23 protein-coding genes are annotated in these 24,583 nt (G+C 51.6%); 12 read left to right on the top strand and 11 right to left on the bottom strand.

The window, feature by feature from the left end; all coding sequences use genetic code 11:
* The first annotated feature begins 370 nt into the window (after positions 1-370).
* Entirely contained in the window at positions 371-1,120 is a 750-nt protein-coding gene (locus tag HUF18_RS02620) for a HesA/MoeB/ThiF family protein (RefSeq protein WP_225691031.1), read from the top strand.
* Between the two features lie 15 nt (positions 1,121-1,135).
* Here HUF18_RS02620 and norR read toward each other — a convergent pair whose 3' ends face one another.
* Entirely contained in the window at positions 1,136-2,680 is a 1,545-nt protein-coding gene (gene norR / locus HUF18_RS02615; protein WP_225691030.1) for a nitric oxide reductase transcriptional regulator NorR, read from the bottom strand.
* 181 nt (positions 2,681-2,861) lie between these two features.
* Here norR and ytfE point away from each other — a divergent pair, with 181 nt between their 5' ends.
* Both ytfE and mog read left to right on the top strand, forming a co-directional pair.
* The gene (gene ytfE, locus HUF18_RS02610; protein ID WP_145467990.1) at positions 2,862-3,557 is read left to right on the top strand and encodes an iron-sulfur cluster repair protein YtfE; all 696 of its coding nucleotides are present in this window, start codon (positions 2,862-2,864) and stop codon (positions 3,555-3,557) included.
* A gap of 178 nt (positions 3,558-3,735) precedes the next feature.
* Entirely contained in the window at positions 3,736-4,269 is a 534-nt protein-coding gene (gene mog, locus HUF18_RS02605; RefSeq protein ID WP_145467992.1) for a molybdopterin adenylyltransferase, read from the top strand.
* Between the two features lie 81 nt (positions 4,270-4,350).
* On the opposite strand, the gene tatA is transcribed toward mog, so the two are convergent.
* From tatA to nosR, 7 genes are read right to left on the bottom strand one after another with little or no spacing between them, the layout of a single operon-like run.
* Positions 4,351-4,506: a twin-arginine translocase TatA/TatE family subunit gene (gene tatA / locus HUF18_RS02600; RefSeq protein ID WP_225691029.1), complete on the bottom strand. Its 156-nt coding sequence runs from the start codon at positions 4,504-4,506 to the stop codon at positions 4,351-4,353.
* A 13-nt stretch (positions 4,507-4,519) separates the two neighbouring features.
* Positions 4,520-5,068, bottom strand: a complete 549-nt coding sequence (locus HUF18_RS02595) for a nitrous oxide reductase accessory protein NosL (RefSeq protein ID WP_225691028.1) — start codon at positions 5,066-5,068, stop codon at positions 4,520-4,522.
* A gap of 19 nt (positions 5,069-5,087) precedes the next feature.
* On the bottom strand, positions 5,088-5,918 hold the full coding sequence (locus HUF18_RS02590; protein ID WP_145467998.1) for an ABC transporter permease: 831 nt from the start codon (positions 5,916-5,918) through the stop codon (positions 5,088-5,090).
* Positions 5,915-6,829, bottom strand: coding sequence for an ABC transporter ATP-binding protein (locus HUF18_RS02585; protein WP_145468000.1), 915 nt, complete (start codon positions 6,827-6,829; stop codon positions 5,915-5,917). The genes HUF18_RS02590 and HUF18_RS02585 overlap by 4 nt, the downstream gene beginning before the upstream one ends.
* A 1-nt stretch (position 6,830) precedes the next feature.
* On the bottom strand, positions 6,831-8,075 hold the full coding sequence (locus HUF18_RS02580) for a nitrous oxide reductase family maturation protein NosD (RefSeq protein WP_225691027.1): 1,245 nt from the start codon (positions 8,073-8,075) through the stop codon (positions 6,831-6,833).
* A gap of 53 nt (positions 8,076-8,128) precedes the next feature.
* Positions 8,129-10,051 (bottom strand): TAT-dependent nitrous-oxide reductase, encoded by a 1,923-nt coding sequence (gene nosZ, locus HUF18_RS02575; protein WP_225691026.1) that lies wholly within the window; start codon positions 10,049-10,051, stop codon positions 8,129-8,131.
* A gap of 30 nt (positions 10,052-10,081) precedes the next feature.
* A complete protein-coding gene (nosR, locus tag HUF18_RS02570; RefSeq protein ID WP_225691025.1) occupies positions 10,082-12,328 on the bottom strand; it encodes a transcriptional regulator NosR in 2,247 nt (748 codons plus the stop codon).
* 207 nt (positions 12,329-12,535) lie between these two features.
* On the opposite strand from nosR, the gene HUF18_RS02565 reads away from it, so the two are divergent.
* Positions 12,536-12,766 (top strand): hypothetical protein, encoded by a 231-nt coding sequence (locus tag HUF18_RS02565; RefSeq protein ID WP_225691024.1) that lies wholly within the window; start codon positions 12,536-12,538, stop codon positions 12,764-12,766.
* A 44-nt stretch (positions 12,767-12,810) separates the two neighbouring features.
* Here the strand turns inward: HUF18_RS02565 and HUF18_RS02560 are convergent, their stop codons facing one another.
* Entirely contained in the window at positions 12,811-13,368 is a 558-nt protein-coding gene (locus HUF18_RS02560; protein ID WP_225691023.1) for a Yip1 family protein, read from the bottom strand.
* A 110-nt stretch (positions 13,369-13,478) separates the two neighbouring features.
* On the opposite strand from HUF18_RS02560, the gene HUF18_RS02555 reads away from it, so the two are divergent.
* A complete protein-coding gene (locus HUF18_RS02555; protein WP_145468008.1) occupies positions 13,479-13,931 on the top strand; it encodes a MarR family winged helix-turn-helix transcriptional regulator in 453 nt (150 codons plus the stop codon).
* 30 nt (positions 13,932-13,961) lie between these two features.
* Here the strand turns inward: HUF18_RS02555 and HUF18_RS02550 are convergent, their stop codons facing one another.
* Positions 13,962-15,665: a nitrite reductase gene (locus HUF18_RS02550; RefSeq protein WP_145468010.1), complete on the bottom strand. Its 1,704-nt coding sequence runs from the start codon at positions 15,663-15,665 to the stop codon at positions 13,962-13,964.
* 47 nt (positions 15,666-15,712) lie between these two features.
* Positions 15,713-17,764 carry a TonB-dependent receptor gene (locus HUF18_RS02545; protein ID WP_225691022.1) on the bottom strand — a complete coding sequence of 684 codons (2,052 nt, stop codon included), beginning with the start codon at positions 17,762-17,764 and terminating at the stop codon, positions 15,713-15,715.
* Between the two features lie 394 nt (positions 17,765-18,158).
* Between HUF18_RS02545 and HUF18_RS02540 the strand changes: the two genes are divergently transcribed.
* Genes HUF18_RS02540 through HUF18_RS02510 form a run of 7 tightly spaced genes read left to right on the top strand, consistent with a single transcriptional unit; the run spans position 18,159 to position 24,559 of the window.
* Positions 18,159-18,974 (top strand): CbbQ/NirQ/NorQ/GpvN family protein, encoded by an 816-nt coding sequence (locus HUF18_RS02540; protein ID WP_225691021.1) that lies wholly within the window; start codon positions 18,159-18,161, stop codon positions 18,972-18,974.
* A gap of 32 nt (positions 18,975-19,006) precedes the next feature.
* Complete coding sequence (locus tag HUF18_RS02535; protein WP_145468014.1) at positions 19,007-19,453, top strand: c-type cytochrome; 447 nt, start codon at positions 19,007-19,009, stop codon at positions 19,451-19,453.
* Between the two features lie 44 nt (positions 19,454-19,497).
* Complete coding sequence (locus HUF18_RS02530) at positions 19,498-20,901, top strand: cbb3-type cytochrome c oxidase subunit I (protein WP_145468016.1); 1,404 nt, start codon at positions 19,498-19,500, stop codon at positions 20,899-20,901.
* 55 nt (positions 20,902-20,956) lie between these two features.
* A complete protein-coding gene (locus tag HUF18_RS02525) occupies positions 20,957-21,859 on the top strand; it encodes a 4Fe-4S binding protein (RefSeq protein WP_225691020.1) in 903 nt (300 codons plus the stop codon).
* 5 nt (positions 21,860-21,864) lie between these two features.
* Positions 21,865-23,706, top strand: coding sequence for a nitric oxide reductase activation protein NorD (locus tag HUF18_RS02520; protein WP_225691019.1), 1,842 nt, complete (start codon positions 21,865-21,867; stop codon positions 23,704-23,706).
* Positions 23,703-24,284: a cytochrome c oxidase subunit 3 gene (locus HUF18_RS02515; protein ID WP_225691018.1), complete on the top strand. Its 582-nt coding sequence runs from the start codon at positions 23,703-23,705 to the stop codon at positions 24,282-24,284. The genes HUF18_RS02520 and HUF18_RS02515 overlap by 4 nt, the downstream gene beginning before the upstream one ends.
* Before the next feature lie 14 nt (positions 24,285-24,298).
* Positions 24,299-24,559, top strand: a complete 261-nt coding sequence (locus tag HUF18_RS02510) for a cytochrome C oxidase subunit IV family protein (protein WP_145468023.1) — start codon at positions 24,299-24,301, stop codon at positions 24,557-24,559.
* Positions 24,560-24,583: the final 24 nt, after the last annotated feature.

The following is a 24,583-nucleotide window of genomic DNA, read 5'->3' as shown; positions in this document are numbered from 1 at the left end:
AGCCCGCTAATATCACTCCTCTCTCCTTGTTCTGAGAAAAACTGGCTCTCAGCAGGCCCGATTCACTTAGTGTTAACAGGCCCTAAGGCAGCTCTGAATAATTCAGTGCCCGCTTCGGCTTACTGAAAACGTTCAGATCAAGGCGCCACGTTGAAGGCACTATATTGAAGGCATCATGGGTTACGTCAAAACGTGACAACAGCGAGTGGATTTTTTCAGCAAGCCCCGAAGGGCGTGGGCTGCAGAGCGTTTTGACGGTGTTGTCGATTTTATAAAGGACTCGCCATTCACTGCAATCGACGCCTTGTCAAAAGCACTCTGCAGCACTCACGCGAAGCTGTGCAGAATTATTCAGAGGTGCCTTAACACCATGAACGACGAACAACTGCTGCGTTACAGCCGGCATATTTTCCTCCCCCAGATTGATATCGATGGCCAGCTGGCCCTGTATGACAGCCATGTTCTGGTGATTGGTCTGGGCGGTTTGGGCGCGGCCGCTTTACCCTATCTGGCGGCCAGCGGTATCGGGCAGCTGACGCTGGTGGATGATGATCATGTTGAGCTCAGCAATCTGCCACGCCAGATTATTCATCCGCAGGATCGGGTGGGAATGAGCAAAGCCGAGTCTGCCGCGGCAACCGTGATGCAGCTGAATCATGATGTGCGGGTGCATACCGAAATCCGCCGCGCAGATGCTGCCTGGCTTGAGCAGGTTTTACCGCAGTTTTCTCTGGTGCTGGATTGCACCGACGAGCCTCTGGTCCGTTACGCTCTCAATAAAGCGGCGCTGAAACACCGGATTCCCTGGGTCAGTGCAGCCGCTGTCGCCATGGACGGTCAGTTGACGGTGTTTGATCCGCGCCGGGCCGACAGCCCCTGTTACCGTTGCCTGTATCCGGATGTGCAGCCGGACCAGCGTAATTGCAGTGAGAGTGGCGTGCTGTCGCCTCTGGTAGGAGTTATCGGTACGTTACAGGCGGTGGAAGCCCTGAAGCTGCTGAGCGCTGCCGGTGAGTCTCTGTGTGGGCGGCTGCTGTCGTTTGATGCCCGTGCCAGCCGCTTTCATGAATGGCGGATTACCCGCCGCCCGGACTGTGCCGATTGCGCTGCTCAGTCCTGAGTAAAGCGGTACGGTTTATTTAAGCCCGAGCTTCTGTGCCAGCTTGTGCAGATTACTCGGGTCCATACCCAGAGCCCGTGCGGTTTTGCTCCAGCTGCCTTGCTGTTGCTGCAGTTCGTGCAGAACCAGAGTCTGCTGAAAGTATTTAACGGCTTCTTTCATTGGCATTCCCTGCACCGCTTTCAGTAATGAATCACTGCTGTCTTCGCCTGTTGCGTGTGCATGGTGACGGGAGGTTGGCAGCTCAAGATCCAGTGAACGGCAATCCAGAGTCACAATATCGTGCCGTTGTGCTCCCCGGCTCAGCGCTTTGATGGCTGCCCGGCTGATAACATGCTCCAGCTCACGGATATTGCCGGGCCATGGATAGGTCTGCAGTGCTGCCTCGGCATCGGCCGATAAGCGCAAGCTGCGCAACCCTAAGCGGGTGCGGTTTAATTCCAGAAAATGCCCGGCCAGCAGAGGAATGTCCTGCCCGCGCTCACGCAGGGGAGGAATTGGGATAGGATAAACAGACAGGCGATGATACAGATCGGCCCGGAATGCGCCTTCGGTAATCTGCTCTTTCAGGTTGCGGTTGGTCGCGGCCAGAATACGGACATCCACATGGCGGGTCTTATCGCTGCCCAGTCTTTGAATTTCACCATTCTGCAAAACCCTCAGCAGCTTGGCCTGTACCGGCAGCGGTAGTTCACCGACCTCATCAAGAAAGAGTGTGCTTTTATCTGCGGTTTCAAACCGCCCGGCCCGGTCGCTGGTGGCACCGGAAAATGCGCCTTTAACATGGCCGAATAATTCACTTTCGGCGAGATGTTCCGGCAGTGCCGCACAGTTGATATATACCATTGGCCGTGCAGCACGTGCGGACAGCCGGTGCGTGTAGCTGGCAAAGATTTCTTTACCGACACCGGTTTCTCCCAGCAGCAGTACCGGCAGGTCGGAGGCCGCAACCACTTCGAGTTCTTTTTTAATCTGACGGATGGCACTGCTGTTGCCAATAATTTCATTGTCGGCTTCGGTGCCAATGGCGATATTGCCGGCACCATCCAGCCGGACACGGCGCAGACCGCGTATTTCTTCTTCCAGCATGCTGATACGGATGGCCGTTTCCAGTACCGGGCGATAGCTGTCCAGCTCGTCAATGCGGCTCTGATCAAAGGTGCCCGGAGTCAGAGAGTCGAGGGTCAGGGCGCCCCAGCGCTCACCGTTCAGCCAGAGGCTGGTTCCCATGCAGTCATGCACCGGCAATGCTTCCCCGGGCTGAGTCTCCAGCAGGCCGTCATAGGGATCGGGTAACGGGCTGTCTGGCGGAAAGCGCAGGGCATGGCTGGTGGTCATAACGGCCGACAGGCGTGGGTGCTGAGCCAGACTGAATTTACGGCCATGCGCTTCGGTAACCAGACCGGAGACGGCGACAGGCCGCAGATACTCACCCTGCAGGCGCAGCAGAGCGACAGCGCCACAGTTAAAGCTGGTGCGGATACTTTTAACGATATGGTCAAAGCGTTCGCCGGCCGGCATATCTTTGATGAGTTCCGTAAGCAGCTGTTGTCCGGGCATGAGAGGTCTCTGTGTTGGTATGTGCTTGGTGGTATTTACCAAAGTGTAGATTTTACAGGGAATATCCGGGTTATTTATACCCACCCTCTGTTGACCGGCAGCAAGTATGCGCTCTGGCGGCTGGCCTGCATCTTGCTGATCACTTCTGTTGAATCAAAACCTTTATATATCAGGAGAGTTTATGGAAATTCTGAATCGTTCTCTGAGTGATATTGCCACAACCATTCCCGGTGCTTCTGCTTTGTTACGTCAGCTGGATATTAATTTCTGCAATCAGGGCATGGTGAGCTTGCAGCAGGCACTGGAACATAAGGGACTTGATCCGGAAGAGGTGGCGGCCGGTCTGGCTGAACTTGAAATGACCGAACACCATCATGATGATCCCGCCATTGATTGGGGCAAAGAACCCCGCATGAAACTGATCGGTCACATCCTGGAGCGTTACCATGCCCGCCATCGTGAGCAGTTACCGGAGCTGATCTTCCTGGCTGCCAAAGTTGAACGGGTGCACAGCGATTCCGCCAACTGTCCGTCCGGACTGGCTGATCTGTTGCGCGATATGAGTCATGAGCTGGAAAGCCATATGATGAAAGAGGAGCAGATCCTGTTTCCGATGCTGGCCGGGGGAATTTATCCGAATGGCCCGATTAATGTGATGCAGGATGAGCACCTGGAACATCTGGAAGCCATTAACCGCTTGTGCAGTCTGACCAATAATATGAAAGTTCCGGCCGGTGCCTGTAACAGCTGGCGCTCGCTGTATCTGGGACTGCAGACGCTGGTGGACGATCTTATGCGGCACATCACGCTGGAAAATTATTTTCTGTTTGTACCACCTAAAGCAACGTCTTCAGACTGCTGCGGCAGCTGCCAGTAATATAAAACCTGCGAGGGGCCGGTGCGAATCGGCCCAGTCTTCGTACGGATTTCTCAGTGATTTAAGAAACACCTTCATTGTTCACATCAGGTTTCCGCATAACAATAACTGATAGCGGCGGTATATCGTTGTATATTTACCCCTGTTACTGAATTTCCGGAAAACTTCAGGAGTTATCATGCAGAAAAAAATCCGTATCGGCATTCTGACGGTCAGCGACAGAGCCAGTGCCGGTATTTATGAAGATATTTCGGGTCAGGCTATCCGTGAAACATTAACGGAATATTTATCCGGTGAGTGGGAAGCGGTTTATCGTCTGATCGCCGATGAGCGTCCACAGATTGAAGAAACACTGTGTGAGCTGGTGGATGAGGAAAAATGCTGTCTGGTAATTACTACCGGAGGTACAGGGCCGGCTCTGCGTGATGTGACGCCGGAGGCAACCGAGGCGGTCTGTGATCGTATGATGCCGGGGTTCGGTGAGCTGATGCGCATGGAGTCTCTGAAATATGTGCCTACCGCCATTCTTTCACGTCAGACTGCCGGACTCAGAAAACAATCATTAATTATTAATCTGCCGGGCAAGCCGAAAGCAATACGTCAGTGTCTGGATGCGGTATTTCCCGCTGTACCTTACTGTATTGATCTTATGGATGGGCCCTATCTGGAATGTAATCCGGAGGTCATCAGTATTTTCCGTCCGGCGAGCTGATTATTTTCTGTTTTTTGTGCCGGCATAGCAGCTTTTTATTTATTTTCAGAAGCTGCCTGCCGGCATCCGGACAGGCCTGGATTATTGCTCGTTATCTTCTGGCTGTTTATTGGCGGCTTTACGAAAATCCCGGATCGCACCACCAAGATCACCTCCCAGAGAGCGCAGCCGTTTACTGCCAAATAATACGATTACAATCAGCAGTACGATCAGTAACTGCCATGGACTTATTCCCATAATACGTACCGCCTCAATGGTGCATGCTGTGATCTTCGGAATGGTTTTCGCCCATCATTTGCTGATGCTGCAGCAGGGCTTCTTTCAGCTGTTCGAATGTCATCACGCTGGTTTGTCTGTCCGAGGCAAACAATGCTGCACTTTCCTTATTGGCAAAGCTGGCGATGGGCGTGCCCATTGAGCCTGCCATATCGGGGGCTACAACGTAAAACGCCTGCATGGCATTAATCAGATGTGCATCATCCGGTCTGTTCCAGTCGCTGCGGCTCATATCGTGAACGTATAACGTCATTTGCTGAACCTGATTTTCAGGCTGTAACCACCAGTGCAGCATCTCGGCGGATGAGCAGAATTTTCTGGTTGCACCATTGCCCGATATCGCTTCGCCTTTGGGACCGGGAAAGCGGGTGATGGCCATGCCGCACACGTGGCATTCATCTGATGAGTGAAAGGCGACCGGTGAATGTGTGGTGGTTTCGCTGCTGGTTGGCTGGCTGCAGCCTGCCAGTAATGCGCTGAATATCAGGGCAGCAACAGAAATGATGGAGTGTACTTTTTTCATGAACTTATCCTTTATAACGTTAAATCGCACGACGACGTAAGGCGAAATGAGCAATACCCAGGCTGGCAATCAACCAGATAAATAATGAGAACCACAATCCCGGATTTGTGATGGGTAAATCCCGCCCCAAAGCCATAACACCATTCATTGCACTGCCGTCGCCAAGACCGGACAGATTTATTTGCCGGAATATATCGGTGGGATTAAGCAGTAAAAGCCATGGCAGAAGGTCAGGGTTGAGCTGCCCTTTACTGAAGACCAGCAGTGCCAGCAGACTGAGATCAAACACCAGCACAAACAGAAACCACACGCCAAGAGCGAGGCCGGCCGCGGTGGATTTTTCGCTGGCTTTGCTGCTGAGAAAATAGGCCAAAGCAAGGAATACCCAGCCCAGTAACGTGGCTGAAAAAATAAAGCGTGAGAACGATTGAATCAGAAGCCAGATATCCAGATCGCTGACCAATAATGCAATGGCGACGGCGGCACTGCCAAAACCAATAGAGGTGGCGAGCGCAAGAATGAGCCCGTGACCGATAAATTTTCCCAGCAGTAACTGCCCGCGACTGAGCGGGTAGGTCAGCAATAACAACAGGGTTCCGCCTTCTTCTTCACCCACGATGGCATCGTAAGCAAGCAGCAGAGCAATCAGCGGAACCAGAAATGTTGCCAGGCTGGCCAGACTGGCAATGGTTGCCGGAATGGAACTGAAACCCACCTGGCCGGCGGCGGCTGAGCCAAGCCAGGCAATGCCCGCAGCGAGAATGGCAAACAGCAGACTGATGGCCAGCAGCCAGCGGTTACGCAGACCATCATTCAGCTCTTTAATGGCGATATTCCAGACTTGCATCATTGCGATTTCTCCTGTGCCGGAACGACCGCAAAATGGCGGTACAGATCGTCAAGGGACGGCGGGCTGACCTCCAGATCGGCGGCTTCGCTGCTGTTTATCAGGGTGTTAAGTAACTCCCGGCGGGCGCCGTTGTGAGTCAGAACTTCGAGAGCATCGCGGCCAATACAGCGGGAATCGAAGCCGAGGCCGGATAACCGGGTTTGCCAGTGCTCCGGTTCCGAGAGGCTGCCAAGGCGAATGCGCGTAGGCAGTGCTACCTGACGGCGTAATTCACTCAGGGTACCGACAGCCTGTAACTGACCACCGGCAAGAATGGCGGCGCGGCTGATATAAGGTTCAACACCGGGTAACACGTGAGAGCAGAGAATAATGCCGGTGCCGTTCTGACGCAGCTCGTTCAGTAATTGATAAAGTTCCTGCGTGGCTACCGGGTCCAGACCGACGGTCGGCTCGTCCAGTAATAACAGACGTGGATTTGCCAGCAGCGCCTGAGCCAGACCCAACCGCTGACGCATACCTTTGGAATAGGTTTTTACTTTACGTGTAGCGGCATGGGTCAGCCCGACTTTTTCCAGTAATTCTCCGATCTGATGATGAGCTGCACCTTTCAGGCGGGCAAAATAAGTCAGTGTTTCCTCTCCGCTTAATTGCGGATAAAACATAACGTTTTCCGGCAGATAACCAAGCCGCTTACGGACTTCGGTATGATCCGGAGTATTGCCAAATACCTGAACATGGCCGCTGCCGGGCGCGAGCAGGCCGAGGATCATTTTCATGGTGGTTGTTTTGCCGGCACCGTTATGGCCGAACAAACCAAGTACTTCACCTTCTGCCAGATGCAGAGAAAGGTTTTTTATAACCTCCATCCGGCCATAAGCAAGACTGACATTCTGCAGTTCTACCAGGTTCATTTTAAGGGGCCTCTGTCAGCGGTGGGCGCATCAGGGGAAAGCTGTCCCGCACGCCGGGGGATTTAACGACCGGAAACGCTTGCTGTACCCAGCGCAGTAATTCAATGGCCGGGCTGTTCAGTAATAAACGCATTTGTGGATAAAGCCACAGCAAGCGGTCGATATTGTCGTTTGGTTCGTAAATCAGATCGCCGATGTCATCGACATTCCGGTCCCAGCCAAGATAATCGCTCCAGTAATTTCCGCGGCCATTTTCGGACCATTCCTGGGTTCGGGTTGCGACATATTTAACTTGCTGTTGATTAGCGATAAAGGCATTGCCAAAGATTTTATTGTCTTCAGAGCCGGCGGTAAGGTGAATACCCATCACGCTGTCGGCAAAGTAGTTGTGGCTGATGGTGTTGAATACGGAGTTGTAGATAAACAACGCTTTGCCTTCAGCTCCCTGAATCATGCTGTCGCCGGTGCTGCCGCTGATCACCCCCTGCACTCTGTTGTGGCTGATGGTGGAGTAGGTGATGTAGTTCATCAGAATGCCGTAGTTCTGATCGTCTTCAGACAGATTATTGCGTACATCCAGATTACGGCTCTGCATCAGGGCATAACCGGTGCGGGTGCGGCGGGTTGTGTTGTTATGCACCACATTGTTATTGGAAAACATATAGTGAATTCCGTAGCGCAGATCTTCCAGCACGTTACCGGTCAGCGTGTTGTGGTTGGAGGTGTCGATGTAGATGCCATCCCGGGTGTGGCGGATAACGTTGTCGGTCACACTGGCCTGACGGACAGAAAACAGATGAATGCCATTGCCACGGTCCTGTGAGCGCACAGTGTTATCGCCACTGATCTGATTGCCGTGGATTTCAATATGCTGGCTGGTATCGGCCCAGATGCCGAATCCGGCCCCTTGCAGATGATTATTCAGCAGACGTACATGGTCGGCCCGGGCAGCAACAAATATGGCTGAATCCAGATCGGTGAGGTTACGTCCCCAGTTAATAATATGGCAGTCTTCAAGGCTGACTTTGGCGGCGGTAATTTTCACCGCATGGCCCTGCGCCCCGGCGTCGATGACGGCGTTGGCTGCACAGCGGATGTGGCCGGGCTGATCAATCAGAAAATTCCCCTGATAGTGACCGGCGGGTAAAACCAGAATATCCCCCTGCGGTTGCAGCGGTAATGACTGGTACTGGGCCTGCGCACCGGCACTGGCCAGCAGCAGTAAAAAAAAGACAGAAAGGATCATAGTGTCCCGCAATTGTGGAGGGGCGGCGGGCATCACGGCCCGCCGCCAGCCGATCAGGCTGGTTCAACCAGCATTCGACCTACCATCTCCATATGCAGAGCATGGCAGAACCAGTTGCAGTAGTACCAGTGCATACCCACTTTGTCGGCCACAAAGGTAACTGACGCAGTTTGCTGTGGGCTGATTTCCATGGAGACACCATGGTTCACCATACAGAACCCGTGGGTAACGTCTTCGATCTGGTCCAGGTTGGTGATGATTACGGTAACCTCATCGCCCTGTTTTACCTTGAACTCGTTAATGCCATAGGCTGGCGCTACCGAGGTCATGTAAACCCGGACTTTATTACCATCACGGATAACCTTGTTGTCGGTTTCCAGATTGATTCCATCCTTTTTCGCCATGGCGGTGGTGCCGGCAAAGAAAGGATCATCCCGTTTCCAGATTTTCCGGGTACGGATCTGATCACGGCGTGCCATGGTGCAGTCATGCGGTTCTGCGAAGGTTGGGCCATCGTGCACCAGTTTCATTTCTTCGCCGGAAATATCGATCAGCTGATCGTTTTCCGGGTGCAGTGGGCCAACCTGCAGGAAGCGGTCTTTGGAGAACTTGCACAAAGCAACCAGCCACTGGCCATCAGCTTCGCTGGTTTCGCACAGCGAGGCATGAATGTGACCAGGCTGATACTGCACATCCAGTTTCTGCTTGATGTAGTTAACCTTTTCACCTTTATAGGCACGTACCGCATCGGCCATATTCCACTTCACGACCTGACTGTCGATAAACAGTGTGGTGTAGGCATTGCCACGACCATCGAAGGTAGTGTGCAGCGGTCCAAGGCCCAGTTCCGGTTCTGCAGCAATGGTGTCACGCGGATCTTTGATTTTGCCGTTAAACAGGTCTGGCAGTCTGGCAATTTCGATCATGGATACGGTTGGTGACAGCTTGCCGTTGGCAATAAAGTACTTGCCATCGGATGAGGTGTTACAGCCATGCGGGTTTTTCGGTACAGGAATATAACGGGTAAACTGGCTGTCTTTTTCGCCTTTTTTACGGCCATCCAGCACCGGTACTTTAGAGTCGCCCAGAGTGGTGAATTTACCGGCTTTAACCGCTTTTTCTGCAGCCTGGATATCAAATACCACAACCCAGTCACGTTCATTACGCATCATGCCGCCCAGATCATAGGCTTTTTCTGAGTTGTAACAGGTGGAAGCAGCAAAGCGGCCTGTGTAGTCGGCATCACAGTTATCCAGATTACCGTCAACCATAATCTGAAATGCCATTTCCATGCTTTCTGCGTCAATGACGTTAAACATGGTGTAGCTGTAATCGGCCTGCAAATCGAAATGTTTGCCATCGTTCGGATGTGGCATAACAAATTCAGCATTAGCAAATACATACTTGGTGTACGGTGCTTTCTGCAGACGCAGTCCGTGGATCGCCTGAACATTAGGCACGGTCAGCATCTTGTCACACTTCATAATATCCAGGCGGATACGGGCTACACGGCTGTTGGCTTTATCGTTGATAAAAACGTATTTGCCATCGTATTTGCCATCTTTCATGGAGATGTGCGGATGGTGACAGTCACCATTCAGGAACTTCGCACTATCGCCCATTATCGCCTTACTTTCGTTGGTGATGCCCCAGCCGGTAGCCGAGTCGATATTAAATACCGGAATCCGCATCAGTTCGCGCATGGATGGAATACCCAGTACGCGCACTTCGCCCTGATGACCACCACTCCAGAAGCCGATGTAATCGTCCAGTTCACCTGGCTCTACATGGTATTTCTTTTTGGCGTCCTGAGCGGCTGCGGCAAAGGCCTCGCGGCTCATTACTGCAGAACCCAGGCCGGCTGCGCCGACCAGTGCCGCACCGGCACCAGTCAGAGCACTGGCACCGAGAAATCCGCGGCGGCTTAGTCCGGTTTTTTCTTTTCCGGGTACATTTTTATTGCTGTCATCTGTCATGGTCTATCTCCTTGAACAAGATTGGCTTCTTCAGTTTTGCGGATCCATCTGTACCACCGGGATACGCTGTGGAACGGGTTTATTTCTTTGCTGTTTTTTACGTTTAGCAACCAGTGGCGGACATTTATGATCGTTGTGATATGTCATCTGGCAATCGAGGCAGTAGTGACATTCGTTATGATTAATATGACCATCGGGATGAATGGCCTGTATCTCGCATTCATTGGCGCAGAGCTGGCAGGGCTGGCCACATTCTTTACGGCGTTTCAGCCAGTCGAACAGGCGGGCTTTACTTGGTATTGCCAGGGCAGCTCCCAGAGGACAGATATAACGGCAGTAGACTTTGCGCGTAAAAATATTGATAACCAGCAACAACACAGCGTAGAAAACAAAGCCCCATTCACGGCTGAATTTGAGCATGATGGCGGTTTTAAAGGGTTCCACTTCGGCATATCGTTCTGCGGTAGAAAGTGACTCCAGAGACAGCCCGAATAAACCCAATAAAATAATGTATTTAACGGCCCATAAGCGTTCGTGCAAAGCAAAGGGCAATTCATACTGGCGGATTTTTAATTTACGGGCGGCTTCGTTAATCAGCTCCTGCAGAGCTCCGAACGGACACAGCCAGCCGCAGAATACTCCCCGTCCCCAGAGCAGGATGGTGGCTGCTGTAAATGCCCAGAGAATAAATATAACGGGATCGCTGAGAAACAGCTCCCAGCGGAAGCCCTGCATCAGTGAATGAACAAAGGTAAGTACGTTGACAACCGACAGCTGGCCGAGGCAATACCAGCCAATAAAGAACACGGTAAATAACAGATAACCCCGGCGCAGCCAGTGCAGAAATGCAGGCTTGCTGGTGAAATAATCCTGCAGGAATAAAATCACCAGCAAAACACCCAGGGCAGTTATCAGAACTCCGATCTGGAAACTCTTCTGATACCAGATGTTCAGCCACAGAGGGCGGTTGGCTTCTTCAATGGCAGCCAGTTCTTCGGCTGTTAATGCTGGCCGTTCGAAGTAGGTTTGGGGCAGTTGATAACCCAGTTCGAAACTGGTGAATACGCCATCCACCGGGCCTGTCTGGCGGCGTACCAGCAACTCAAAGGTCCAGTCAGTGCCAGGGTCAAAATGGCTTTTGTCACGGATAATAAACAGCGATTTTTCTTTAAACTCCGGTGCGCCGTCGGCCATGACATCGTACAGACGTTGCTGGTCCAGATCGCGGAAGGAGATAACATCACCAAACTGACGCAGCTGGATGCGGTCAAAAATACCGCCGCGCACATAGCCTGATCCTTTAAATGAGAACATGCCGTTGGCCAGCACAGCAATGGCGTGCTCGCCGGGTTTCAGCTCCTCCATCAGGAAACGGTACTGACTGTCACCCAACAGGTTGCGGCCAATAGTTGGCGCGTTCAGATAGGCAACATACAGATCAATAAAGGTATCGTTAAGCTGATCCGCTGTGGCTTTTTCCACCTGCTCGGCGTCGGTGCCCCTGAATGATTCGTCCACCTGGGAGCGTAACAGGTGCATACGACGGATGGAGCCGTCTCCGGTCAGCTGCTGCCAGCCGGCGTTACTGTAAACCTCTGGCAGAATATTGGCGGGTTTCTGTTTCTGTGACAGTTGCGCTTCGACCAGTCCCAATGATGCGGCGACTGTGTGAGTGGCCTTCATGATGATTTCATTCACAACCATCACGGTAACGGTGGCACCGGTGATGGCATCGACGGTCACAGCGTTTTCATCATTGGTGCTGCCAACCACGACGCGCTGATCAGCCCTGATGCCCTGATAGGCTACGCCAAAATCAACCAGCTTCTGTTCCGGAATACCGACCAGCAGAATTGGCTCGTGGTGTTCCAGCAGCCAGGCATCAAGAATAACGGCCTCAGGGCTGAGGATAACCTGCATATTAATCGGCTTGCCGGAGTAGGCAGGAATATTGGCTACGTTGATTGTTTCAAACATATAGCCCAGTAAACGGTCATTTCCTTTGATGGTCCGGATACCGAAATCACCTTCGGGAGACGATATCTCTGTCGCCTCAGGCAGAATAAGGCGGAGGCGTTGCTGTGCGGTGTCTTCTGATTTATCGGAGGGCTTATGAGCCTGCAGGCGTTTCTGCTGTCGATTTTCTGCTTTGTGTCCACCGTTTTCTGAGGCTGCCACTTCCGGAACCGCTGTTACGGAAATACTGAGGACAAAAAACATCAGGACAAAAAAAGGCCATAAATAATGTTTCAGGGGGCTGTCAGGTGCTGACATCATACAATTCCTATTCAGCGTCAGCCTGATGTCTGGAATGAGCATCAGTCTGGCTAATGCGTCAAATTGTCGCAGTCACCGGACACAGCCAACATACCCCATTGGAGGTAGGTTGAAGGACTCAGGTCAATTTTTTGTGTTTTTAATCAATAACCCCTGTCACCCGCCATTAAATATTTTTTGGCGCATAAAATCAGAGGTTACAGGGGGATGTATAAGCCGGTTATTTGGACTGTCTGGGCCAGTCGTTGCAAAAACAGCCTGACAGCTTCAGGGATAAGAAAAATTTTCCGTGTCGATGGAATGGCATGGCGCAAAATGCCAATTAAAACTGCAGATATATTTTCAGCAGCGAGAATTTTCTCGTGGTGTGATTTTTCTGTCGGTGTAAAGGCAAGCAACCTGATGGTTTGTCCGGTGATCAGGTTAGGGCCTGTTTAATGAGTGTTAACAGGCCCTGGTTCAAGGTTTAACCGTCCGGGGTGTTAATAAGCCCAGACGATAACCATCAGCATAATCCAGGCGAGAAATGCGGCAGACATTATCGTATAGGTTGCGGACATGCTGACCACATCATCCGTATTGCGGTGACAGAGCGCGCTGGTTCCAAGGTAGAGAATGACACAGGAAGCGACTAATCCGACACCTGCAAAAATGCCGGTAATTAAAGCGGAAGGAATAAGTAATCCCAGAGAAGACAGCCACATAGGAATGGGGGCAATAGCCGCCAGTAAGTAGGCGTCGTGATAGTTAATGGCCAGATCGTGGCTTTCCAGTACTGAGTGAATAAGCCATCCCATTACAAAAAAGGTCAGTAATTCTGCGAGGAAAAATGTGGTGGTAATAAAATGCCAGTTTTTTTCCGGGAAGTTCTGAATGTAGCTGTTGTCGTAATGGGTTCCGGCATAATAGAGCAGAACCGGCGGCAGGAAAGACAGTGGCAGAACCAGCTTCCAGGCCAGAACCGGTATGGAGATATTCATCGACTGCATTTTTTCCCAGCCTTTCGCTGACCAGGGCATTATCAGTTCTGACAGGTTCATAATTACCTCCATATATATCATGCTATGATATATATGGTTTAGATCACCTTTAATCCGGTGGCAAGCATATCGGGCCGTATTGCTGAAGCTGTCTGAGGATCAGATTCTTTATGGATAAATTGAATAAGCAGGATTATCAGAACCTTTCGGATTTCCGCTATCGCCTGCGTATCTTCCAGCGCCACAGTGAAAATATCTGCAAAGCCCATGGTCTGACTTCATTGCAGTATCTTTTATTGCTGCATCTGAAAGGCTTTTCCGGACGGGAGTGGGCCACGATCAGTGAATTGTCGGAAAAACTTCAGGCAAAACATCATGGCACGGTGATGCTGGTCGACCGCTGTTGTGAGCTGGGTCTGGTCGAGCGGCGTGAATCGATAACCGATAAGCGCTGCATAGAAATACATCTGCTGCCTGCCGGCGATGAACTGGCGGGTCGGATTGCCTGGCTGCACCGGCCTGAGCTTGAACTTCTGGAGCAGAAGTTTCCTCTGAGCTCTCATGCTGATGAGCATCATCCGGCTGAATTTTCCGCACCTGAAAAAAGAAAAAGCGGCACATAATGTGCCGCTTTTCTGCTCAGCAGACGATGATCAGTAGATATCGTGCTGAGTGTTTTTCACATTGAATTTACCGGTTGGGGTAATCAGGCGTTTATCCTTAATTACCTTTTTCAGTTTCAGTGTTTTGTCATCAACCACCACAATCGCGGACGGTTCTTCCTGGCCGTTCCAGACTGAGAACCAGACTTCGTTACCGGCGGCATTGTATTCCGGCTGAACAATCCGTTTGGCTCCTTCTTTGATTCCGGACCACTCAGCAATCGGCAGAACAGTGTAGCCTTTTGCCAGATTTTTAATGTCGAATACCGCCACAGACTGGCTGACTTTAGCATCCGGGTTAAAGGTGGTATCCAGGTAAAGGTGGTTCGATTTTGGGTGTGTTTTGATAAACAGAGAACCGCCACCTTGTCCTTTCAGAGTCTGCACAACTTTCCAGGCATGATCCGGATGGTTTTCAGGATCGGTACCAATCAGGGAGATAGTTTCATCGCCCAGGTGGCTGGTTACCCAGACCGGACCAAATTCCGGATGCACAAAGTTAGCGCCACGTCCCGGATGAGGAATTTTGCCCACATCAACCAGTGCAGTCATTTTCCGCTCTTTGGAGTCAATCACGGCAATTTTATTCGACTGGTTTGCCGCAGTCATAAAGTAGCGATGGGTTACATCCCAGCCACCATCGTGCAGGAACGGAGCGGTGCCAATGGTGGTAACGGTCAGGTTATCGACATCCTGATAGTTAACCAGCTGTACCTTACCGGTTTCTTTAATATTAACGATAAATTCCGGATGCTCATGTGATGCGATAATCGCAGCAACGCGGGGCTCCGGATGGTATTCCTGCTTATCGACGGTCATGCCACGGGTCGAAACAATTTTGAGCGGTTCCAGGGTTTCGCCATCCATAATGGTGTATTGCGGCGGCCAGTAAGCACCGGCAATGGCGTATTTATCTTCGTAGCCTTCGTATTTGGATGTTTCTACCGAGCGGGCTTCGATGCCGATTTTGATTTCAGCAACTTTGCCAGGTGATTTCATCCATAAATCAATCATATCGATCCGGGCATCACGACCAATAACCAGCAGGTAACGGCCCGAGGCCGAAATGCGGGAGATATGCACGGCGTATCCGGTTTCGATGGTTTTTACGATTTTTTTGGTGTCACCATCGATCAATGCAATTTTACCGTCGTCCCGCAGTGTGACAGAAAACAGATTATCCAGATTAAGATCATTCATCTGTTTTTTCGGGCGGTCTTCAGGTTTAACAAATACCTCCCAGGTATTCAGCATTTCTTTCATACCCCACTCAGGAGGTGTCGGTGGTTCATGCATAACGTACTTGGCCATCAGTGTGACTTCTTCCGGAGAAAACTGACCGGACGATCCCCAGTTTGGCATACCGGCCGGCGAGCCATAACCAATCAGTGCTTCGAGGTAAGCCTGGCCTTTTTGCTGAGTAATATCTGGTGTCAGTGGCTTGCCGGTTGCGCCTTTACGCAGTACGCCGTGACAGCCGGCACAGCGCTGAAAATAAATCTTCTTGGCTTTTTCAAATTCTGCCTCAGTCAGATCCGGTGCGCCGGGTGAGCGCACCACTTTAGCCGATGCCGGGTCGATAGCAGACGCTTCGCCCTGATAAGCCGATGCAGCATTTTCCGGGTTGGGTACCGCGTGAACCGCTAAGCTGAGCGCGGCAATGGCCAGGCAAAGTGGATGTTTCCAGTATTTCATGATCGTTCCTCTCTCATATATCCCAGTTTCAGGTCGTCTGGTTGTCATCAGAAACGCCAATGCATTTCGGCATTGAGCGCACGTCCGGCAGCCGGTAATTCTTCAGGGTTCTGGTAGCTTTGATTGGTCAGGTTATTAACCGCAGCGGTCAGCATCAGGTTGTTAACCGGCTGATACTGCATGGCGATATTGAATTCTGCGTAGCCACCGCTTTGTGCGGTTTTTACGCCATTTTCGTCATCCCGCCGGGCATCACCGTAAGAGCGCAGAAAGATATCCAGCTGTGTATTTGGCAGGGCTGACCATTGCACTCCGGACTGCAGCTGGTATTCGGGCAGGCCGCTGTTCCAGGTGTCTTCACCGCTGGCGAAATCGAGCTCCCGGCGTTGTACGGTAATGTTGGCGTAAGGGCGGAGCGTTTTAAGCTGACGGGAAACGGCCAGTTCCAGACCGTAGCTTTTGGCTTTATTGATGTTGACCCAGCGCCAGAGAGACTGTGATGCTGTGGTGGTTGTGGTGTATTCAGGCGGAGCCGCAGTCAGGGCTTCGCGGTCGATAAAGTCACGTGCGCGGTTGTAATACAGCGCGAGGTCAAGCAGCCACTGCTTGTTGTCGAGGCGGAATCCGAATTCCAGTGTGGTTGCTTTTTCTGCGGTTAAATCCGGGTTGCCAAAATGCACATTGCTGCCACCGGCGGTAACGGCAAATTGCTGGGTGACGCTGGGGTAGGAATATCCCTGAGCAAGGTTGATGCGTAATGCCGAGGCCGGAGTGGCGCGCCAGACCATGGATACGGAGCCAACCATTTCATCATCATGGTTATCGCTGTCAGAGCGCTCTGTGCTGTCGGTCAGGCGTGAATTAATGCGGTAATAACGCAGACCGGCGTGTGCCTCAGCATCTGCGGTTAATACAATCTGTTGCTGTAAAAATGCTGACCACTGGTTTTGTTCCGCTTGTTGCGCGGATGTTTTTTCTGTCACGGTTGGCGGAACCGGCAGAGTCAGCATACGCAGTGTTGTTTGCGAGCGCTTGTCTGTATCCAGGCGGTCGCTCTGATAATCCATACCAGCTACCGTCAGGTTATTTCCCAGCCAGCGGGCTTCTGTACTTAACTGGCCACCACTGGTCAGCAGATCATCATCGGAGAAATTATCAACATTCACAGCCACCACGGGTGTCTGACTGCTGATCGCATTTTCCATAATGCGCCGGCCATTATGCTGATACATCCGGGCATTAATTTTTTGCAGGCTGCCGTGATCCTGAAAGTATTCATAATTCAGCGCATGACGGAGAGAGTTGCGCTCCGGAAAGCGCAGATAATCAATACCCGAGTCGGGTTCCACCCAGGCGCTGGCATATTGTTTGAAATAGTCGCCCTGCCAGCTGATATGGTGTTGTGCCTGGCTGTAACCCAGCTCTGCTGAGACTGAGCGCTGCAGAGAATCGGAATTCTCCAGTGTGCCATCAGCCAGACGGCGATCCTGATGGGATGTGCGGCTGGCCTGCAGGCGCATATCCAGCCCTTGCCGGGCAGCCAGTACACCGGCAGAAACGCGTTGTCCGCGGGTTGCTGAGTAATATCCGGAGCTGAAAATAACTTCCTGCTCACCGGCAGATGCCTGACGGGTGATGATATTAATAACACCGCCGAGAGCATTACCACCATGTACAACAGAGGATGGGCCACGAACGACTTCGACACGTTCGATCATATTAATATCGATCAGTAATGGCGTGCCGTAATTGGAATGGTCGGCCAGCGGCTGGCCATTAATTTTTACCAGCACACGGCGGGCGCTTTCCCCCCGCAATGACAGACGTTTCATGCCGGGAACCCCGGAGTCGACAATGGCTATGCCGGGAATATCACGCAGTACTTCGGCGAGGTCGGATACCGGTTGCTGATTCAGTTGCTCCTGTTCCAGCACGGTAATAGCTGCCGGGCTCATCAGTGCCTGTTGGCGGTAGCCGGTTGCGGAAACCACCATCAGTGGCAGGCTTGCGGCTGTGTTATCGGCCCGGGATGGCAGGGCGGGGGATGCCATAGGCAATACAAATAACAGGCTGAGGAGACCCGGAGGTTTGCGTGTCATGCCGAAATCCATTAATTCCTGAATGGAATTGCATGCTCAACCAGATGTGCGGATAAAAAACTGATTCAGGTCAAAAATATAATAACGACTGCCTTATCCCGGCTATAAAATTGACTTGAGTTGGTATTTTTTATACTTGGGTATATTTAACCATTTAGGTTGAATAAATAACCATTTTTAGGTTTTTGGTTTTGATTTTTAAATTAAAATCTTTAATAAACAATAACTTGCTTTCATTCGGTTTTGATTCTGATAGTTGGTTGAAGAGGTATATTTTGCCTGTTTTAAGGAAAAGTACCTATATGTAGGTATATCGATCTCTATTGTTTGGTATTTATGACCTCTTTGCTAAAGGACAGCATTAGCACCGTAAAGTTACCCATAGGATCGGCATATGAATGCTCCTGCTGTGTCGCCAGCGGACTCACGGCTGCACTTTTATCAGCCGCAGGGAAGTGAGGTTGAACTCTTCCTGCACGCCAGCCGTAATCAGCTTCCTGTTCTGATTAAAGGCCCTACCGGCTGCGGTAAAACACGTTTTATTGAGCATATGGCGGAGCAGCTGAAGCGCCCGCTCTATACCGTTGCCTGTCATGATGATCTGACCGCTGCCGATCTGATTGGCCGCTACCTGATCGGTAACGACGGCACGTTCTGGCAGGACGGCCCACTGACGCGCGCTGTGCGCGAAGGGGCAATCTGTTATCTGGACGAGGTTATTGAGGCCCGCAAGGATACAACGGTTGTTATTCACCCCCTCACCGATGACAGACGCATTCTGCCGCTTGATGGCACCGGAGAGCAGCTTCATGCCGCGCCGGGTTTTATGCTGGTTATGTCTTATAACCCGGGTTACCGCAACCTGATGAAAGGGCTTAAACCCAGTACCCGCCAGCGCTTTGTCAGCATCGGTTTTAACTACCCGGATGAACAGCAGGAAGCCCGGATCGTTATGCAGGAAAGTGGTATCGATCTGCAGACTGCGCAGCGTCTGTGTGCGGTTGCTGCTGCTCTGCGCAAGCTTAATGACGCCGATCTTGAGGAGTCTCCTTCTACCCGCCTTCTGATTCATTGTGCCCGTCTGATCCGCAGCGGGTTGCCGGCAGAAATCGCAACGGAAGCGGCTCTGACTGAAACCCTGAGTGACGAGCCCGCCGCCCAGCAAGCTGTTCGCCAGATTATCCGTGCTCTTATGCCAGTTGGTGAATGAGCCGTCTTTTTATAACCGCGAGGAGACATTTTATGTCAGAACGTTTCACTAAGGGCATGGCCCGGAATATTTACTACGGTGGGGGCGCATTCTTTTTCCTCCTCTTTGTTGCTCTGACGGTTGATACCGTTACGGTGCTGCCGAAGCGTGAGAATCGTGAACTGCTCACCGCTGAAGTCGCACATGGCAAAGAAATCTGGGAAAAAAATAACTGCGTCGGCTGTCATTCATTGCTGGGAGAGGGGGCCTATTTTGCTCCCGAGCTGGGGAACGTTTTTCAGCGCCGCGGGATGGAAAATGAGCAGGTATTCAAGGCGTATTTTTCTGCCTGGATGAAGGCAATGCCTACCGGTGTTGAAGGACGCCGCCAAATGCCACAGTTCCATTTAAAAGAGCAGGAGATTAACGATTTAGCTGAGTTCCTGATCTGGACTTCCCGCATCGACACCAACGATTGGCCACCAAATATCGAAGGCTGATGCATGACGACCATTTCAATTTAATTATTCAAGGATCAAACATCATGAAATATCAAAGCCAGGCGGTTGCAAAACCGTACTTTGCCTTTGCCATGTTGCTGTTTGTCGGTCAGATTGTCTTCGGTCTGATTCTTGGCACGCAGTACATCATCGGTGATTTCCTGTTTCCGGAAATCCCTTTTAACGTTGCCCGTATGGTGCACACCAATCTTCTGATCGTCTGGCTGCTCTGTGGTTTTATGGGCGCGACTTACTATCTTGTACCTGAAGAAACTCAGTGTGAGCTGTATAGTCCGAAACTGGCCTGGATACTGTTCTGGGCTTATGCCATTGCCGGCACCCTGACCATTGTTGGTTATTTATCGGTTCCCTATGCAACGCTGGCGGAGATTACATACAACAATATTCTGCCAACCATGGGGCGGGAATTTCTGGAGCAACCAACTATTACCAAAATAGGTATTGTTATTGTTGCACTCGGATTCTTGTTTAACGTTGGTATGACTATTCTGCGTGGCCGTAAAACCGTGATTAACATGGTGCTGATCACCGGTCTTCTCGGCCTGGCCGTGTTCTTCCTGTTCTCTTTTTATAATCCGGCATCACTGACTCTGGATAAGTATTTCTGGTGGTGGGTTGTGCACCTGTGGGTTGAAGGTGTTTGGGAGCTGATTCTCGGCAGTATCCTCGCCTTTATTCTGATCAAAACCACCGGTGTGGATCGTGAGGTTGTGGAAAAATGGTTGTACCTGATTATTGCGATGGCTCTGATCAGCGGCATTCTTGGCACCGGCCACCATTATTTCTTTATCGGCGCTCCGGAATACTGGTTATGGATCGGATCGGTTTTCTCTGCCGTCGAGCCGTTACCTTTCTTCATGATGATGGTGTTCGCTTTCAGCATGATTAAACAGCGCCGCCGCGAACACCCTAACAAAGCCGCCGTTACCTGGGCTGCCGGCTGTACCATTATGGCTTTCCTTGGTGCGGGCGTTTGGGGATTCCTGCATACCCTGGCGCCGGTAAATTATTACACCCACGGCTCTCAGATTACGGCCGCTCATGGTCACCTGGCATTCTTTGGCGCTTACGTGATGATTGTGCTGGCGATTATCTCTTACGCATGGCCACAGCTGCAGGGACGTTTAAGTAACAGTCTGCAGGCGCAGAAAGTGGAAATTGCCTCCATCTGGGTCATGTGTGTATCCATGCTGATGATTACTCTGCTGCTGACTGCGGCGGGTATTATTCAGGTGATGCAGCAGCGTATGCCGGCTGATGGCATTGCCCTGGGCTATATGGCGACACAAGACCTGATTGTTCCTATTTATTGGGCACGTCTGGTTGCTGGTATCGCTTTTGGTGGTGGCGTGATGCTGTACTTATACAGTTTTGTTGTCGCCAGCCGTACTCAGGCTGATGCACCTGCTTTACCTGTCAGTGCCTGAATATATGCAAAGTTCACAGCCGCTGCCTTCGGGCAGCGGCCAGGAAGACAGGCTGATGAATTCAGGGGTGCAACGCTACCGTCTGATCAGCCGCAGCGTATTTTTTTTATTATTTCTGCTGGCGCCGGTTCTGGATATTTTTCGCCTGGATCTGACGCTCGGCCATTTTATTTTTTTTGGTTATGACTGGACGCTGGAGCTTGCACCTGCTGCTGGTCAGAGTGCTGCTTCAGTATTTTCACAATTATTCTGGCGTCTGGCGCTGCCCGTCCTGCTGACGGTCATCGTACTTATTGCTTTTGTCTGGCGCTGGGGACGAATTTACTGCGGCTGGTTGTGCCCGCATTTTTCTGTTCTGGAGTGGCTGGACAGTAAAATGCATTACTGGCTTGGCAGGCGTTCGTTGTGGGAAAAGAGCAGCAGCGGGGCGCGTCCTGGTTCCAGAACGGTACTTTTTTTCTGGATTCTGGCCTGTTCTTTTTTATGGGCGGTTTCTCTGCTCAGTTATCTGATTCCTCCGCTGCCTTTATGGCAGGGTATTTTCCGGCTGCAGGTTGATACATATCCGCTGATTTTTCTGTGTGCGGCAACGGTATTATTTTTTATCGAATTTACGCTGGCCCGTCACTGGTTCTGCCGGTATGGCTGCGCGGTCGGAATTTTTCAGAGTCTGATCTGGGCAGCTAATCCGCGTGGCCTGGTAATTGGTTACCGCAAAGAGCGGGGAAAAGACTGCCGTGACTGTCATGCCTGTGATCAGGTCTGCCCTATGCGCCTGCCGCCAAGAGCACATAAGCAGCGGAAGATTAGCTGCACTCAATGCAGGCTCTGTATTGATACCTGTGCTGAAGTGCAAAAATACAATCCTGCCGGATCACTGCTGTATTGGGCCAGTGGCGATGATGCCAGACAGTATGAGCGGCAATTACCAGTAATTATTGCCCGGGAACAGGAGTAACTGCGATGGAAGAAGCTGTTGGTATCCGCTGGCATCATTTTATTACCCGCGTGGCTGTCCGTACTTATCCGGATGCGGCGGTGTTGCTCAGCGATGAACAGAAAACACTGGCGATGATATTCAGGGCGCTGGGCGGCGATGCCGGGTTGCGTCTCTCGGTTGCTGCTGAGCAACGGGTTAAAGCGTCGCGCTCGTGGTTGCAGAAGGTGGCGGGTTCCGGCCTGCGTCAGGCGCTGGCGTGGCGCGATCAGAATCATTTATATCTGCCGGATCATATCGACTTTTATCCGCAGCGGACGCTGAATGCTGACCTGTACCTGTGGCTGGCGGCATTGGCATCCTGCACGCTTCCGGCAGCTGCCGGCTCTGCCTCGTGGTTTGTTGATAATCAGCATAGCGTGCAGCATTGTTTGCAACGCTATCCCGGTCTTGTCCCTGTCTACCGGCGTCTGGTTGAGGCCGAACTGCAACAGAGAGATTTACGGCTGAAGCTCAGTGCTGCGGCTCTGCCCAGAGAGATGGCATTGCGTGCTGCTCTGAAGGAGCCGGGATCTGTTACTGCGCTGCCTGACGGGCCGGGAGATCCTGATCCTGTGCCCCTGTGGTTATATCCGGGCAGAAATCTGGCTCCGCTTCAGCGCAGTGGCGATGTACAGGAGCCCGCAGCGTCTGAGTTGCAACAGAAAAGCACGGCAAATATCCGCCGCCAGGCCGAATTTGCCGATGATCCTGATGGCCGTAATGGCCTGCTGTTATTTCGTCTGGAAAGCTTATTGTCGTGGTCGGAATTTATTCCTGTTGACCGTACCGCAGATGATGCCGATGACGCGGATGCCGGAAAAATAGCAGAAGATCTTGATCTGATTACGCTATCGCGGACCCGTGGCAGTCAGGCTTCAAAAATACGTCTCGATCTGGATCTGCCCAGCGCGGCGGAGGATGACATACCGCTGGGCTCCGGCCTGTCTTACCCGGAGTGGGATTACCGCCAGCAGCGTTTACGTGAGGATTACTGCCGGGTTATTCCGATGCTGCCGCGCGGTGCTGAGCCAGCTCCTTTACCGGATGAGCTTAAGCAGACTGCGCAGCGTCTGCGCCGGCAGTTTGCCTGCTTTAACACTCAGCCGGTGCAACTGCGGCGGCAGGTTCAGGGGCAGCAGCTGGATATAAATGCTGCGATTGATCACTGCACCAGCCGGCTGCAGGGACACGCCGAAAGTGTGGCGCCGGTATGGCGGCAGCAGCGTCGTCAGAACCGTGATCTGGCCTGTCTTGTTCTCGCTGATCTGTCGCTGTCGACCGACGCCTGGGCCAACAATGATAAGCAGGTTATCGATGTTATCCGCGACAGTCTGCATTTATTGGGGGAGGCACTGGATGCCAGCGGTGATCGCTTTTCTATGTATGGCTTTTCATCACGCCGGCGCGATCATGTGCGGATTAATATGATCAAAAACTTTAACGAACCCTGGGGTGAAAATGTTCATGGCCGGATTAAAGCCTTAACGCCCGGCTATTACACCCGTATGGGAGCCGCTATTCGTCAGGCGACTGATATCCTCAACGACCATCCGGCGGAGAAGCGCCTGCTGCTGATACTGACCGACGGTAAGCCTAATGATCTGGATCTGTATGAAGGTCGTTATGGCCTTGAAGATACCCGGGTATCGATCACCGAGGCTCACCGTGCAGGGGTAACAACCCACTGTGTCACCATTGATCAGAACAGTGCTGATTATGTTCCTTATGTGTTTGGTCATCAGGGGTACTTCTGTATTAACCGTGCGGATCAGCTGCCACGGATACTGCCGAAGCTCTATCTTAATCTGACCGGACTGAACATATGAACAGCCCGCTGACTCTGAGCGGAAAAGACAAGATCCCGGGCGATATTGCCCTGTGGTTTTTTCTTTGTGCTGAACTGGCTGTTTTTGGCCTGCTGATCGCTGGCTTCTCTCTGGTTCGCCTCCGGCAGCCGGAGATGTTTCAGGCCGGTCTGCAGGAGCTGCATGTTTATGCCGGGGTGATTAATACGATGGCATTGCTGACGGGCAGTTACCTGGTGGCAACAGGCGTTAATAAGCTCCGCATTCAGGGCGATGGCTATGCGCGTTATTTTTTCGCGGCATCCGGCTGTGGAATGATCTATGTCATTAGTAAAGTGAGTGAATATCAAACACTCTATAGCAATGGGTATTCGTTGCACTACGATATATTCTTCGGGTTTTATTTTTTCACGACGTTCTTTCATTTTCTCCATGTGCTTGCCGGAATGATGATTCTTATTATTCTCGGCCGCTGGCTGAAAAAGACAGACTCGGACGATGAACAGAAACTAAAAGCGGCGGAAAGTGCAGCCTCTTACTGGCATATGGTTGACCTGGTGTGGATCGTTCTTTTCCCGGCGCTTTATGTACTAAGATGAAACAGGATGATGCTATGAGCAGTATGGCAGGAACGTCATTAAAGACTTTGTGGTTGTTAATGCTGTTGCTGACACTGGCTGTTGTTCTCCGCAAGCCGGAGCATCTGATTCTGTTAGCAGTTGCAGCCTGGTTTGCAGCTCTGATAAAAGGTATCTGGATCATCCGGTATTTTATGGAGATGAAGCAGGCTCCGCTCTTCTTACAAAGAATTCTGTATGGGTGGTTAATAATAACCATTTCTGCAGTCACATTGACTGCCATCTGGCAGCTATAAGCCTCAGGGCAACCTTAAGGAGAT

Source organism: Thalassolituus sp. ST750PaO-4, from assembly GCF_020320405.1.
Classification (GTDB): Bacteria; Pseudomonadota; Gammaproteobacteria; order Pseudomonadales; family Oceanobacteraceae; genus Venatoribacter; species Venatoribacter alkanivorans.
Note: the sequence above shows the minus strand (reverse complement) of the source record. Positions and strands in the feature narration are given on the sequence as shown.